General features: G+C 59.5%; 19 protein-coding genes. 17 read left to right on the top strand and 2 right to left on the bottom strand.

Translation table 11 applies throughout. The features are described 5' to 3' along the window. Positions 1-2 precede the first annotated feature (2 nt). From GR197_RS25215 to GR197_RS25205, 3 genes are read left to right on the top strand one after another with little or no spacing between them, the layout of a single operon-like run. A complete protein-coding gene (locus GR197_RS25215; RefSeq protein ID WP_164014508.1) occupies positions 3-317 on the top strand; it encodes a hypothetical protein in 315 nt (104 codons plus the stop codon). After that, positions 314-715 (top strand): hypothetical protein, encoded by a 402-nt coding sequence (locus GR197_RS25210; RefSeq protein ID WP_164014507.1) that lies wholly within the window; start codon positions 314-316, stop codon positions 713-715. The genes GR197_RS25215 and GR197_RS25210 overlap by 4 nt, the downstream gene beginning before the upstream one ends. Continuing rightward, positions 715-1,875 (top strand): hypothetical protein, encoded by a 1,161-nt coding sequence (locus GR197_RS25205; RefSeq protein ID WP_164014505.1) that lies wholly within the window; start codon positions 715-717, stop codon positions 1,873-1,875. The genes GR197_RS25210 and GR197_RS25205 overlap by 1 nt, the downstream gene beginning before the upstream one ends. Before the next feature lie 409 nt (positions 1,876-2,284). Here the strand turns inward: GR197_RS25205 and GR197_RS32880 are convergent, their stop codons facing one another. Then, positions 2,285-2,590 carry a type II toxin-antitoxin system PemK/MazF family toxin gene (locus GR197_RS32880; RefSeq protein ID WP_432444206.1) on the bottom strand — a complete coding sequence of 102 codons (306 nt, stop codon included), beginning with the start codon at positions 2,588-2,590 and terminating at the stop codon, positions 2,285-2,287. 923 nt (positions 2,591-3,513) lie between these two features. Here GR197_RS32880 and GR197_RS25195 point away from each other — a divergent pair. The 14 genes from GR197_RS25195 (at position 3,514) to GR197_RS25130 (ending at position 12,658) form a co-directional block, all read left to right on the top strand. Beyond that, positions 3,514-3,900 carry a hypothetical protein gene (locus GR197_RS25195; protein ID WP_164014501.1) on the top strand — a complete coding sequence of 129 codons (387 nt, stop codon included), beginning with the start codon at positions 3,514-3,516 and terminating at the stop codon, positions 3,898-3,900. Further along, entirely contained in the window at positions 3,866-5,770 is a 1,905-nt protein-coding gene (locus GR197_RS25190; RefSeq protein WP_246724687.1) for a terminase large subunit, read from the top strand. Before GR197_RS25195 ends, GR197_RS25190 begins: the two co-directional genes overlap by 35 nt. Further along, positions 5,770-7,026: a phage portal protein gene (locus GR197_RS25185; RefSeq protein ID WP_164014499.1), complete on the top strand. Its 1,257-nt coding sequence runs from the start codon at positions 5,770-5,772 to the stop codon at positions 7,024-7,026. Before GR197_RS25190 ends, GR197_RS25185 begins: the two co-directional genes overlap by 1 nt. Next, entirely contained in the window at positions 7,023-7,625 is a 603-nt protein-coding gene (locus GR197_RS25180; protein WP_164014496.1) for an HK97 family phage prohead protease, read from the top strand. Before GR197_RS25185 ends, GR197_RS25180 begins: the two co-directional genes overlap by 4 nt. A 78-nt stretch (positions 7,626-7,703) precedes the next feature. Then, positions 7,704-8,969, top strand: coding sequence for a phage major capsid protein (locus GR197_RS25175; protein WP_164014494.1), 1,266 nt, complete (start codon positions 7,704-7,706; stop codon positions 8,967-8,969). A gap of 54 nt (positions 8,970-9,023) precedes the next feature. Next, entirely contained in the window at positions 9,024-9,224 is a 201-nt protein-coding gene (locus tag GR197_RS25170) for a hypothetical protein (RefSeq protein WP_164014492.1), read from the top strand. Then, positions 9,190-9,732: a head-tail connector protein gene (locus GR197_RS25165; RefSeq protein WP_164014490.1), complete on the top strand. Its 543-nt coding sequence runs from the start codon at positions 9,190-9,192 to the stop codon at positions 9,730-9,732. Before GR197_RS25170 ends, GR197_RS25165 begins: the two co-directional genes overlap by 35 nt. A gap of 17 nt (positions 9,733-9,749) precedes the next feature. Beyond that, positions 9,750-10,160, top strand: coding sequence for a hypothetical protein (locus GR197_RS25160; RefSeq protein ID WP_164014488.1), 411 nt, complete (start codon positions 9,750-9,752; stop codon positions 10,158-10,160). Between the two features lie 163 nt (positions 10,161-10,323). Further along, positions 10,324-10,680: a head-tail adaptor protein gene (locus tag GR197_RS25155; RefSeq protein WP_164014487.1), complete on the top strand. Its 357-nt coding sequence runs from the start codon at positions 10,324-10,326 to the stop codon at positions 10,678-10,680. Further along, entirely contained in the window at positions 10,680-11,174 is a 495-nt protein-coding gene (locus GR197_RS25150) for an HK97 gp10 family phage protein (RefSeq protein ID WP_164014485.1), read from the top strand. Before GR197_RS25155 ends, GR197_RS25150 begins: the two co-directional genes overlap by 1 nt. 3 nt (positions 11,175-11,177) lie before the next feature. After that, the gene (locus tag GR197_RS25145) at positions 11,178-11,582 is read left to right on the top strand and encodes a DUF3168 domain-containing protein (protein ID WP_164014482.1); all 405 of its coding nucleotides are present in this window, start codon (positions 11,178-11,180) and stop codon (positions 11,580-11,582) included. A 46-nt stretch (positions 11,583-11,628) separates the two neighbouring features. After that, entirely contained in the window at positions 11,629-12,063 is a 435-nt protein-coding gene (locus GR197_RS25140; RefSeq protein WP_164014481.1) for a phage tail tube protein, read from the top strand. 23 nt (positions 12,064-12,086) lie between these two features. Next, entirely contained in the window at positions 12,087-12,449 is a 363-nt protein-coding gene (locus GR197_RS25135; RefSeq protein WP_164014479.1) for a hypothetical protein, read from the top strand. Positions 12,450-12,469: 20 nt separating this feature from the next. Next, positions 12,470-12,658: a phage tail assembly chaperone gene (locus tag GR197_RS25130; RefSeq protein ID WP_164014477.1), complete on the top strand. Its 189-nt coding sequence runs from the start codon at positions 12,470-12,472 to the stop codon at positions 12,656-12,658. Here GR197_RS25130 and GR197_RS25125 read toward each other — a convergent pair. Next, positions 12,655-13,140: a YbjQ family protein gene (locus GR197_RS25125; protein WP_164014474.1), complete on the bottom strand. Its 486-nt coding sequence runs from the start codon at positions 13,138-13,140 to the stop codon at positions 12,655-12,657. The genes GR197_RS25130 and GR197_RS25125 overlap by 4 nt on opposite strands. Positions 13,141-13,151: the final 11 nt, after the last annotated feature.

Genomic DNA, 13,151 nt, shown 5'->3' with positions numbered 1-13,151 from the left:
TAATGAGCAGAGCAGCAGAAGCATTCGCAGCTAAGCACGACATCGCGGCGACCGCAGACGACGTCGCCAGAATCCGCCGCGGTCTTGCCCGCCTCTATGCCGCAGTCGAAGCCATCGAGCTTGTTAGTGACGCCTACATCCAACTTCACGCCGGAGAAGCCATCCGCAGTGCCTTCCTCAAGCATAATCCGGTGTCGGGGCAGGGCCACGGCGTGGCCATCGCGCTCGCCGAGATGCCATCAGAGTGGCCGCCGAAGTATCGCGCCAGCGTAGCCTACCATCTTTCACCATTACTTGAGGAAGTCATCAACTCATGAGCAAACGCGTCAAGACTGCAGAGGAATCCGCCCGCCGCGAAAGCGCGTTGACCAAGGAGGCGATGCGCACGCTGCTGGCCGACAGCACCGCGCCCCGTGATCCTCGGATGCGCGGCGATCATTATCGTTCGCACTTGGCCGATGCGCACAGGATCATCGAGGTCCTCCAGACGAAGGTCAAAGACCTGGAGGCGGAGCGAGATAAGATCAAACGGTTGGCTGAGTATGACCTGTCGCTCTGCGTCACTCGGACGGCGGCCGAGGAAGAAAGGCTTGCCGCTTTTCGACTTGCCAGAGGTAAGGCTTCGATCCTGGCCGAGTGGCCGCCCGGCGTTCCAACCAGCATGTCAAATGCGATCGACAACATCCCCGACCCCAAGCCGAAGTGGACCAAATGATGTCAGCACCCGAAAAGCACCGCGACCTTTCGCAACTGTCCGCACTGCTAGCGGGGCAGACCGCCCCAGTGACCGCCAAGCCGAAGACAGCGCGCATCGTAGCTCCGGCCAACGACAACAAGCCGGCGCGCCCGTCACTCGCCTGGCCGGCATTCGAGCGTCTCGCACATCGGGGCGATTACGCCCGCGCCTTTGCTCTCCGCCACTGGAAGAATATGAACTTCCCGGGCTCCGAAATTGATGTGCCCGAAGAGGGAAATTACGATCCGGAGATAGCGATCGAAACAAGGCCGTCTGAAGGAGAGCTACTCACTGCCGTCGGCTGGAAAGTCATCGACCGCGAGCGCTGGTATTTCACAAATGAGATGGTCAACGTTTACGAGGCCAATCCATCGGTCGAAACCCACGAAAAGAACAGAAACGGCGGCACGGACACCTCGATAGGTGCGCTGCTCTTCCGTGACGGCAAGCTCATTCAATGGGGCGAGACAAGAAAAGGCGCAGCTCTTAAGCCAGTTGAACGCACTCGCGGAGTCAAGGGTGGGGCTGACCAATCGCGGTCTGAAAGTGCGATCTGGGCCTACCTGGAACTCAGCGGGGCTGTCTCACCGTTTACCGCGCGCCCATATGGAAAGCCTATATCGGCAGAACCTGCGATCCATGGCTGCTATGATCCATTGCCGCGCATGGAGCCCAACGCGAAAGATCGTTGCGGCCGGTTCGGTGCGGAGGAAGCGCGCGAGGTTCTTCGGCGTCTGGGAGTTGACGGAAGCGTGCCTTTCGATCGATTGCCAGTCCCTGCCACCCGCTGCGACGACTGCCTCGTTGCTGGGCCACAATGGATCGGCGGTGTGAAACAGCCAAAGCCGCTCGGTGAGATCTCGTCCTCGGCCGGCCGCGAGCCTGAATTCGTTCGTCATGTCGAGATCATTTCTCATGTGGATCATCTCCGCCGACGCCTTCGAGAGCACGCGACTGTGCTCGACATGGCTATCGCCGATACTTCAGCAAAGGAGATCGGCATCGCAATGGGATTGGCACCCGCTTACGCTGAGAAACGCGGACCTGCTCTCATAGATGCGGCGATCGATGCTCTGATCGATGCTGACGAGACGGTACGCGGGGAATTCGTGCCCATCAAGGAAAAAATAGCAGCCTGATGTCCGGTTAACCGCTCGTTCGCAGCGTATTTAAATGAAGGGATAATTTCCCAGCGGCCGCCATGTGCGGCCGTTCTGATTTGAGGCGCTGAATTCGAGCGGACGTTCTAAACTCGCTGTCGATGCCGGGTCTGCCTCATACCCCATTACCGCAGCGCGCCTCCTCTCGCGACGCGGTAATCCTGCGGCTGCTCCCCTGCGATTGCGGGGTCGAGCGGCCGCTTTCGTTTGCCGCCAGTATCTGAATGGTGTGGCTTCCTATATACCAAGGCCCGCGCTTGGTCCCTGGTAGCCGAGAGGTCAACAAGCGGTTGACAAACACTCGTACATTACCCATATTCAAGTCGTTCCCCCTAGCGGGGCTTGAGACTACCGCACCCCCGGCAGGAAACTGCGCGGGGGTTTTGTTTCAGAGCATTAGTGCGTGCTTAACGCAACTCCGGACAATCTCGAAATCCTTGTCTGTTAGAGACGGAGACGCAAATGTCCCGTCAACTCGTACGCGGTCTAGCCGACTATAACTGACGGTGGTCACCATGTCTCCCTTAACCCACGAGTGCTCTTCGCCGCCCAAGAACGAATAGCTTCCTACTAAAATACAGTGATGATGCTTTTGGACAGGTTTCGGCTCTTTTGTGCTTAAGGGGACCACGACACAGGTTCCATACCTGGACTTTCCTGGTGTCATTATTACGACGAATCGATTTTTCGTCATTTCGGGGGGGACCGAAAGCGGCCCCGCGGTGACTGACTCTTTAAGGTCGGCAAGTACAGGTCCGAAGTTGCACATGAGAACCATGCCTGGCGTTGGTACGAATGCTATAGCCACCTTGTAACTCCGACCTTAAGAGCTCGCCTGTTCACAAAACAGACGCAATCGTTAATTTGCGTTAGTAATTCACGCAAACGCTAAATATAGTATTAACAGCTTGTTATCGCCGGCCCCGATGTCACTTTCTTTGGAGGCTGAAAATCGCGCAGAAATCCCGTCAGGCCTGTTTCCGTTCCCGGCACATCACCCTGATTCTGCGTCCAATTTTTCAAAAGGGAACCGGTCTCGTTACCTCCGGTCCTGTCGCCGCCGCAACATCAGGGACAGTAAGTTTGAAACAGCTGGTTCCGTCAAGTGCTGGCTTTTAATTGATTGCTAACCACAACATGTTGTGGATCCATAAATGCGATCCTGAGTGGGCTTTCCGCGTTCGCTTTACGGTGATGCATGGCTAAGGCAGACAGGCGCTCAGAAGAAGCCACGATCTATCGCCGGCTCTACCAATCAGCGCGCTGGCGCACTCTGCGTCACCACCAGCTAGCCGCCCAACCGCTTTGCGAATGGTGTTTGGAATCGGAGACGATCACCGAGGCCACTGAGGTGCACCATGCCACGCCACATCGAGGTGACCTTGAGCTTTTCTACAGCGGACCATTCGTCTCAACATGCGGGCCATGCCATGCCTCGCGCGGGCAACTCGAGGACAACGGCAAGACCGTCGTCCGGTTCGGGCCGGACGGCTGGCCCCTCTGATGGGGAGGGGGTGCTCCAAAGTTGTGGAATGGCGCCCCGAGGAACCGGTGTTGCCGCATCGTGCAGGCATCTGCACTTCAAAAGTTGACCCCTCCTGATTAGGATTTTGCCCCATGCCCCGGCCGAGAAATCCCCTCGGCAAAGCGAAGACCGAGGGGAGAGACAAGATCAATGCCGGCCGGTTCAAGGGACGCAAAGAGCCCAAAGGCAAAGGCCCGCTCGGGGCTCCGCCAAAATGGCTGACAGATACAGAAACAAATAAGTCGCGCTCGGCGTGGCTCCTTTTCCAAAAAGAGATTCCTTGGCTGACGGAATCGCACCGGATGCTCGTCGGCATGGCCGCGAATATCCAGGGGCGCATCATGGCCAATCAGGATGTGGGCGTTCAGGCGATGAACCTTCTCAGGCAATGCCTCGGCCAGATGGGGGCGACCCCGGCTGACGCCACAAAGGTTGCGGTGCCGGATGGCGACGAAGAGAAAGACGACCTCCTCGACTGAGGGGGCAGCACTAAAGCGCGTGTCTGCTTATGCTCGAAGTGTTCTGGACGGAGCTACCATTGCCGGCCCTCACGTTCGCAATGCTTGCCGCCGCCATCTTGCTGATCTGGCCAATGGCCATGAGCGCGGCTTGTATTGGGATGATGCGGCTGCCACGCGAGTTTTCCGTTTTTTCGAGGAGCGACTGCGCCTAAGCGACGGCCAGTTCGACGGCAAGCCGTTCAAGCTGCATCCGTCGCAGGCCTTCAAACTAGGTTCCATCTTCGGATGGAGAAGAGCAGACGGCAGCAGACGCTTTCGCACGGTCTACATCGAGGAAGGCAAAGGCAACGGCAAGTCGCCGTTCGCAGGCGGCATTGGCCTCTATGGCCTCATGGCCGACGATGAGCCGGGCGCGCAGATTTATGCGGCCGCAGCAAAAAAAGACCAAGCGCAGATCCTGTTTCAGGACGCGTGCAAGATGGTCCGGCAGGCACCAGCCTTGAACGATCGGCTGAAATTCAGCGGCGGCCTGGGCAAAGAATTCAACATTGCCCATCACCGATCGCAGTCGTTCTTCCGCCCGATCTCCAAAGAAGCAGGCAAGACCGGTTCCGGGCCGCGACCGCATTTCGCGCTCTGCGATGAGGTTCATGAGCACCCTGACCGCAGCATCATGGAAATGCTGCAGCGCGGCTTCAAGTTTCGGCAGAACCCTCTGCTTTTGATGATCACAAACTCCGGTAGCGACAGGAATTCAGTCTGCTGGGAAGAGCGGGAGCGAGCGGTCAAGGTTGTGGCCGGCACCCAAACGCCTGACGACGATTTTACTTTCGTTGGTGAGGCGTGGGAGGGCAGCGACAGCGTCTTTGCTTTTATTTGCGGCCTAGACAAAGACGACGACCCGATGACGGACCCGTCGTGCTGGGTGAAGGCAAATCCGCTTCTCGGTACAATTTTGACGGCTGATTACCTCGCCGGTGTCGTTACCGAGGCGAGGGCAGTCCCTGGCAAGCTGAATAACGTTCTTCGCTTGCACTTCTGCGTCTGGACGGACGCCGACAAGGCTTGGATGTCTCGTGCAACGGTCGAGACGGTCATGGCGCCGTTTGATCCAGAGGAGCACGCCGGCAAGGATGTCTACCTGGGCATCGACCTCGCTGGCACCAAGGACATGGCTGTTGTCGCGTGTGCCGTGCCGACTGGCACGGTCGAAGTCGTTCGAGCCGACAGCACCATAGCAGTCCTGCCGACCTATGATGCCTGGATTGAGGCATGGACACCGGGCGATACACTGGCGGCACGCACCGCCGCAGACAAACAGCCCTACGACATATGGGTTCGGGACGGGTTTTTGAATGCTCCACCTGGCCCCCGCGTCCGCTTCGACATAATTGCCGCTCGAGTGGCCGAGATCAACAGCACCTACAACATCAGGTCTATCGCTTATGACAATTACGCGTTCGCAAAGTTCAAGGATGAGCTCGATGCGTTCGGTGTAGAGGCCGAGACCTTACCCCATCCGCAAGGCGGGAAGGTGAGGGCCAGGCCATCTGAGGCGCGCCTCGATGCAGCTAAGGCCGCCGGTCAAAAAGCGCCGCTCGGGCTATGGATGCCCGGCTCTGTAACTGAACTGGAAAACCTCATCATTGATGGGCGCATCCGGCTTCGCAGCAGTCCAGTCCTGATGTCGGCACTCATGGGCGCGACATTCAACCATCCACCGGATCCGCATGGAAACAGGTGGTTTGTGAAAACACGTGCTTCGGTGCGCATCGACTCGGCGGTCGCTATTGCAATGGCCGCCGGCGCGGCGGCAGACGGCGGCGCTGAAATCGCGCCCGTCGCTTCCCCCTGGGATGATCCGAACTTCCAACTAATGGCGGCGTAATGGCTATCAAACATTGGTTTTCCCGCCACGACGCGGTGAAAGCGCCGGAAACGCGCGCGAGTATTGAAAATCCGACAGTGCCGGTGAGCGCCGAAAATTTTTTGGCGTTCTTCGGCGTGCAGAGCGCAAATCTGCCACAAGTCACGATCGACAATGCATTGAACGTACCGGCCGTCATGGCTGCAGTGGCATTCATGTCCCGCACCCTGGCGGCGTTGCCGCGGCACGCCTACCGCACCCGCAAGGGCAGCGGCGAGCGTATTGGCGGCAGGCTCGAGATGGTCGTGAACTCGGCCCCGAACGACACGGTCGGCGCGTTCAAATTTTGGCAGTGGTTTTGGCAGCAGGTTTTTACCGGCGGCCGCGGATTGGCCTACATCGAGCGTACTCCGCAGGGCATCGACTCGCTATGGCCAATGGATCCGACGAAAACCAACATCAAGCGTGTCGGCTTTAAGGTCACCTACGAATTCGAAGGTAAAACCTACGACGCGGCCGATGTGATTGACGTGCCATTCATGCTGAAGCCTTGCGGGCTTCGGCACTATGGGCCGATAAACAAGGCGTCTAAGGCAATCCAGCTTGCGCTGGCCATGAATGATTACGGTTCGAATTTCTTTGCCGGTGGCGGCGTCCCTCCGCTCGCATTGGAAGGGCCTCTGCCGGCCGGCGCCGAAGCGATGAAGCGCGCACAGGCTGATATCAAGCGGTCTGTGGATGCAGCTAAGAACGCGGACGAGCCAATCTTCCCAATTCCGGCCGGCTACAAACTGTCGCCCGTCGGGATCGATCCTGCCAAGGGTCAGATGATCGAGGCGCGCCGATTCCAGGTCGAGGAGATCGCGCGTGCATGGCAGCTGCCTCCAGTATTTCTGCAGGATCTTACACGCGCGACGTTCAGTAACGCCGAGCAGCAGGATCTGCACCTGGTCAAGCACCTGATCGGCCAGTGGGCGAAGGCGCTCGAGGACGAGATGAACCTGAAGTTCTTTGGCCGCGCGAGCGGCCGATATATAGAGCATGCGCTCGATGGTCTCCTTAGAGGCGACTTTAAGACCCGCATGGAAGGCTATGGAATTGCTATCCAAAACGGCATCCGCAAGCCAGACGAGATCCGTGCCTTGGAAAACCTGCCAGCTGAAGGCGGGCCAGCTGACCGACTCTACATTCAAGGTGCGACGGTGCCGCTCGGCACCTCACCGGCTGCGGCGGCTGCCAACGACAACAATACCGATGATGAGGCCGTTGCGGCATGACCGACACAGAGAAGCGCATCGCGCAACAGATTGAGCTTCGCGCCGACGACACTGGCGCGAAGACGCTCGCCGGATACGCGGCCAAGTTCAATACCCCAACCGGTATTGCAGACTATTTCATCGAGCAGATCGCGCCGGGCGCTTTCTCCGAGACGATCAAGGGCGACGTCCGCTGCCTCTTCAACCATCAGAGCGACAACGTGCTTGGCCGCACGACAAGCGGCACGCTGCGCCTATGGGAGGATGACGTCGGACTACGCTTCGAGGTTGATCTGCCTGACACTACCCTCGGGAAAGACGTCGGCACGCTTGTCGAGCGTCGCGATGTCAACGGCATGAGTTTTGGCTTTAGAGCCGTTAAGCAGAGCTGGGACGATACAACGGAACCGCCCAGCCGAACCCTGGAAAAGGTTGAGATAAGCGAAATCTCGATCGTGACTTTCCCAGCCTATCCCGACACCAGCGTAGGCCTTCGCTCGCTTGAGGCGGCCAGGGCCGAAGGTGCCGCGCAAAACGCCGCGGCCGCGCGCCGTCGCGTCGCCGAAAAACGCGCCGCGATGGAACAACGAATTCGGGGCATCCGGCAGGACGCCTCGTAGTCACCCGGCCGACAGCCGGAGGGCCGGACGAACGTCCTGCCATTCAACCCACCCAAAAATACATATCTGGAGAATTGCATGTCCCTGAAGGAAATGCAGGAGCAGCGCGGCCGCCTTGTTGCACAGGCTCGCGAGGCCCTCGACGAAATCAAGAAGAACACCGATGAAGCTCGCACTGCGGAGCTCGAAGCCCGACACGACAAAATCATGGGCGACTTCGACAAAATCGAAAAGCAGATTGAGCGCGAAGAGCGCACTGCTGCAATCGAAGCGCGCTTTGAGCAGCGCCGCCAAGAGCGCCGACCCGGCGCCGGTAGCGAAGATCGTGCACCTGGCTCCGACGTCGGCGATCCGTTGAGCTATCGCTCGGTGTTCTTCAAATACATCGCCACAGGTGCAGACCTGGGTGCGCTGGAGCCCGAAGAGCGCGCAGTGCTTAAGGCCGGCGTCCAGCAGGGTGAGGAGTACCGTGCGCAGTCGTCTGCCAGTGGCGCCGCCGGCGGCTACACTGTGCCGACCGAGCTGGCGAATGAGATCATCAAGTCGATGAAGGCCTTCGGGCCGATGTACGATTCTGGTGTGACGACCGAGATCAACACGTCCGGCGGCAACACCATCCTGCTCCCGACGATCGATGATACATCCGGCACGGGTTACGCTCACACCCAAGGAGCTGACATCACCGATGACGGTTCCGCTGACGCTGTCTTCGGCCAGAAGCAGCTCGATGCGTACGTGTACGACACGAAATTCGTGAAGTTCTCGTTTGAGCTCGCGCAGGATAGCATCTTCAATATGGAGACGCTTCTCGGCGCCCTGCTGGGCGAACGCCTGGGCCGCGTCGCGAATTCGCAGCTCACCGTCGGTACAGGTTCGTCCGCACCGAACGGCGTTGCGACCGCATCGACCCTTGGCAAGACTGCGGCCTCGGCGGTCGCCATCGCCTCCGACGAGTTGATCGATCTGGTCCATTCCGTCGATCCGGCGTACCGCCAGGCCCCGAAGGTTGGTTTCCAGTTCAACGACCTGACGCTCGCGGCAATCCGCAAGCTCAAAGACGGCCAGGGCAACTATCTGTGGCAGATGGGCGATGTCACCAAGGGTGTTCCAGGCTCACTGCTCGGTTACCGCTATGCCATCAACCAGGCAATTGCCAGCATCGCAACCGGCAATAGGACGGTACTGTTTGGCGACTTCGGCAAGTACTTTGTCCGCAAGGTCGGCTCTCCGGTTATCGGAGTGATGCGCGAGCGGTTCTGGCCGAATCTTGGCGTGGCCGGGTACATCCGTTTTGACGGCGAGCTTGGCGACACGGCCGCCATCAAGCACCTGAAGCAGGCCTAATCGGCAAGCGGGCTGGCCCTCATGGGCTGGCCCGCCATCCAATCCGGAGGCGACATGCTTTTGAAAATGACCGCCGGTCTGTCCGGCCCAGAATTCAACCTGTCGCCTGGCGACGAGTACGAATTCGAAGATGACGAGGCAGACCGCCTTATCGCGGCCGGCTTTGCTGAAAAGGCAGGCGCCGAACCCGCGCCGATCAAGACCAAGAAGGGCAAGGCGAATGTGGTTTCCACAGAAGGTGACGCAGGCGCCTGATGAGCCGATATCCGTCGAGGAAGCGAAGCGGCAGTGCGTCGTTCTCCATAATGACGACGACGCGCTTTTCGAGACTCTGATCTCTGCTGCCCGCGATTACGTTGAGCGGTATTGCAACACGCCTCTGGCGACGCAGACCGTCGAAGTGAAATGCGACGACTTCTGCGACTTTGCGCGGCTTCCAGTGGCGCCGGTGCAGTCGATCACATCCATTGCATATGTGGCCACAGACGGCACAGACTCGATCGTTGTTGCGGGAGATACCGAGCCGCGGCTTGATGGCCTCGAGGCTTCGATCGTGCCGGCATACGGCAAGCAGTGGCCGGCGCCACGCAACGGGTCGCGCATCACGCTGACAGCAGTCGTCGGCTACGTCGCCCTGCCGCCATCCATCAAACACGCAATGCTGCTTTGGATCGCTGAAGCCTACGAGAAGCGCGAAAACGACGCGCTGCCCGGCTGGTCTGCGTTCGACGCGCTGCTTTGCAATTATAGACGCGGCGCGTAGGCCGCAGGAGAAATTACATGGCAGACATCGTTATCACGCCAGCGAACGTCCTGGCAGCAAGCAATGCCGAGCGCGACGCAGGCATCGCCGGCGAAACCATCACTGCAGGCAAGGCCATATATCTGGCCGCCACCACCAACCGGTGGATGCTCGCCGACAGCAACTCGGCCACAGCGGAGGCACGGCAGGCTAAGGCTATTGCCCTCAATGGTGCATCCGTCGGCCAGCCGGTGGCGTTCCAAAAGTCTGGCGACATCACCATCGGCGGCACGCTCGTCGCCGGCAGCGCCTACTACCTTTCCGATACTCCAGGCGGCATCTGTGCCCTGGCCGACGTAGGCTCTGGTGAATACGTGTGCCTTCTGGGTCTCGCCAAGTCGACCAGTGTGCTTGCAATGGGGATCCAGTACCCAGGCGTTGCGCTCTAATGCCGTGGGTTCGGTTTCTGGGGGACTATGATTGGCGGGCTACGCCCGCCGTCACACTCGCTTACAAAGCCGACACGGTTGCACTTGTAACCACACCCTGCGCGATCGGCGCAAAAGCGGCCGGCAAGGCGGTGGCGTGCCAGCGTCCGAAAGGCGACAGCAAATGACCGATGCGTGCGGCGCAGGCAAACTGCGTGAAAAGCTACTTTTCCAGCGCCGAGCGATCGTCGATGACGGCCTCGGGAATGAGCAGTCTGGCGACTGGGAAACGAAGTTTACTGCAGCGGCCGAGCTTATTCCGCTCAAGGGCGGTGAGCCGGTACTTGCGGCGAGGCTCACCGGTGTTCAGCCCTTCATCATCCGGATCAGATCGTGCACTGCTGCGCGAGCGGTGTCCCCCGCGTGGCGCGCTGTCGATGCTCGGCAGCAGAGCCGATCGTTCAATATCACGGCGACTGTCGATCCAGACAACAAGAACGCCTGGCTGGATATCATGGCCACGCAGGGAGTCGCGACCTGATGGCGATGATGGCAAAGCTAAAAGGGCGCGACGCGCTAATGCGCCGGCTGAATCAATTGGCGCCGAACGTCGAGAAGTATGCTGCTGAGGCGAAGCTACAGGCTGCCGAAGAGGCCGCGGAACTGATGCGCGAGCGCGCTCCGACTGGCGCAACACTCGAATACCGCGAGAGCTTCAGCGGCGAGCGCCTGGCCAACAATCCCAATAAGCAGCAGGTCGGCATTGCCCAGACCAAGGATCCGTCAGCCGCCGGCGTGTTCGCGGAATACATTTGGCGTTTTCTGGAGTTCGGGACCGCACCGCACAGCACCGTCAAGGGCGGCGGAACGGTCCTGGGTAAGAAGAATGCGGCCGCAAGCGGCACTGGGATGCACCCCGGCAGTGCTGCGCAACCTTACATCTTCCCTACCTGGCGCGCGTACAAAAAGAAGGCTTCCGCCAAGATCCGCGCGGCCGTCAACAGGGCGGTGCGCGAGGCAATGGGGAAGGGATAGCCGATGGCCAGCGCAGAACTTGAATTACAGGGTGCCCTTGTCGGCCGCCTGAAGGCGGATGCGCCTTTGACTGTGCTCGTGCAGGGCAGGGTGTACGACCAGCCGCCGTCTCCGGTAACCTATCCCTATGTCACCATAGGTGAGGCGCAGACCATTCGCGACGACGCAACGTGCGTTAGCGGCGGACAGGTTTATCTGACGCTTCATGCTTGGTCGACGAAGCCGGGATTTCCTGAAGTAAAGCAGGTTGCTGACGCTGTCGTCGAAAGCCTGCATCTGGCACCGATCGCGCTGCCGACCAATCGACTGATTTCAATCATGCACCGACAGACGCGGACTTTCCGCGATTCTGACGGGCTGACCAGCCACGCGGTTATCGAATTCGTGGCCAACACCGAAAAGCCGTAGCTTTCGCGCCGGCCACCCACCACCACATCAAATTGGAGACTTGCACATGGCAGATGGCCAGCAGCTTGGCCGCCTCCTGCTGATTCAGATCGGCGACGGCGGAAGCCCCACGGAAACTTTCACGAACCTTTGCGGTCTCAAGACCCGCAGCTTCAACATGTCCGCATCCGAGATCGATACCACGATCCCGAGCTGCACCAATCCAGGCGGCCCAGTCCAGAAGACCAGCCGGCCAGGCATCTCGAACCGTACCTTCAGTGGTTCCGGCAACTTCGTGTCGAGCGCGGCATCTGACATCTTCATGAACCACGTGCGCGCGGCCGAGGCGTTCAATGCCAAGGTCATCGTTCCTGGCGACGGCACCTATACCGGCGCGTGGATGGTGACCGACTTCTCGTTTAGCGGCGACGTCGAGCCGAACCTGGAATTCAGCGCGACATTCGTTGCTGCTGACGTTCTGACGTTCACGCTCGAACCCTAATCATGGCGAAAGAGGAGAAAACCATGGCTGCCACAGCAGTTGAAACCACCTACAAGCATGCAGTCAATGAGGCGCGCGGCGAAGCGCGCCTCGTCATCGACGGCGTCGAGCTCGTGCTTGCCGCTGAGATGGGTCGTCTGTCGGCCGTGTCCACCCGGTTGCAATGCAAGTCGCTGAACGATCTGTTTATGCGGCTGTCAGGCGTTGAGGCCGCGGCTACGCTCGCCGGCATTGAGCTTCTGACGGTCAAGGGCAACGCGCTCGAGGCTATTACCAAAATCAAGCTGAAGCATTTCCCGGATTGCGCGGCGGCATTCTCGGTGATCCTGGCACATCACTTCGATGGTGACGAGGGAAACGCGGAAGCCGTCGGCGAGACGGCGTAGACCACAAGCGAGACGAAGAGATGCCTTTCCGCCAATGGATGCGGATCGGTCTTGGCGGGCTCGGCTGGCGGCCTGCCGATTTCTGGTCTGCGACGCTGACGGAATTCTTCGAGGCTATCAACGGCCACAACGAAGCGCAGGGCGCAGAAGAACCAGCCGCGGCTCCGAGCGCGGATGAATTGGCGGCATTGGTCGCGAAGTATGGCTAGAGTGGCGCCAGCTTAACGGCGGTGCCGCTTGCGGCCACGAATAGGATGCCGCCGCCGCTGCCAGATGTGGATAGCTGATTGTAGTCTAGATCGACGGCAATCACCGCATCTGCTCCCAAAGCGGCGGCCTCCCGCCGGAGCTCGTCTAGACAGGCCAGGCGCGCTTCTTTCAATGCTTTTTGTGACGAGTCCGCCCGGCCGCCGACCAGATCTCGAAAGCTATTCGCAATATCTCGGAAGATGTTCATCCCGAGGGCTGCCTCTGAAGCGATTATTGAGATCACCCGATCGACTTGCCGATTTGGCACATCAATCGAGGTTGTCAGGATTACATCCGAGTTTTGCGTTTGACCGCGGCTGCTGCCGCCACTTGAACGCCGCGTTCCGTCCGACCGAGCTCCGTAGTTGAAGCAGTTGTCGCAGATCCCGAGTTGAACCTCGTTATCCGGTTTTTGTTGCCCGCACTCTTTGCAGATCTGCATTCAATCCCCCA

The organism is Rhizobium phaseoli (genome assembly GCF_010668805.1).
Taxonomy (GTDB): Bacteria; Pseudomonadota; Alphaproteobacteria; order Rhizobiales; family Rhizobiaceae; genus Rhizobium; species Rhizobium phaseoli_A.
This window is presented reverse-complemented; position numbering and strand designations above follow the sequence as displayed.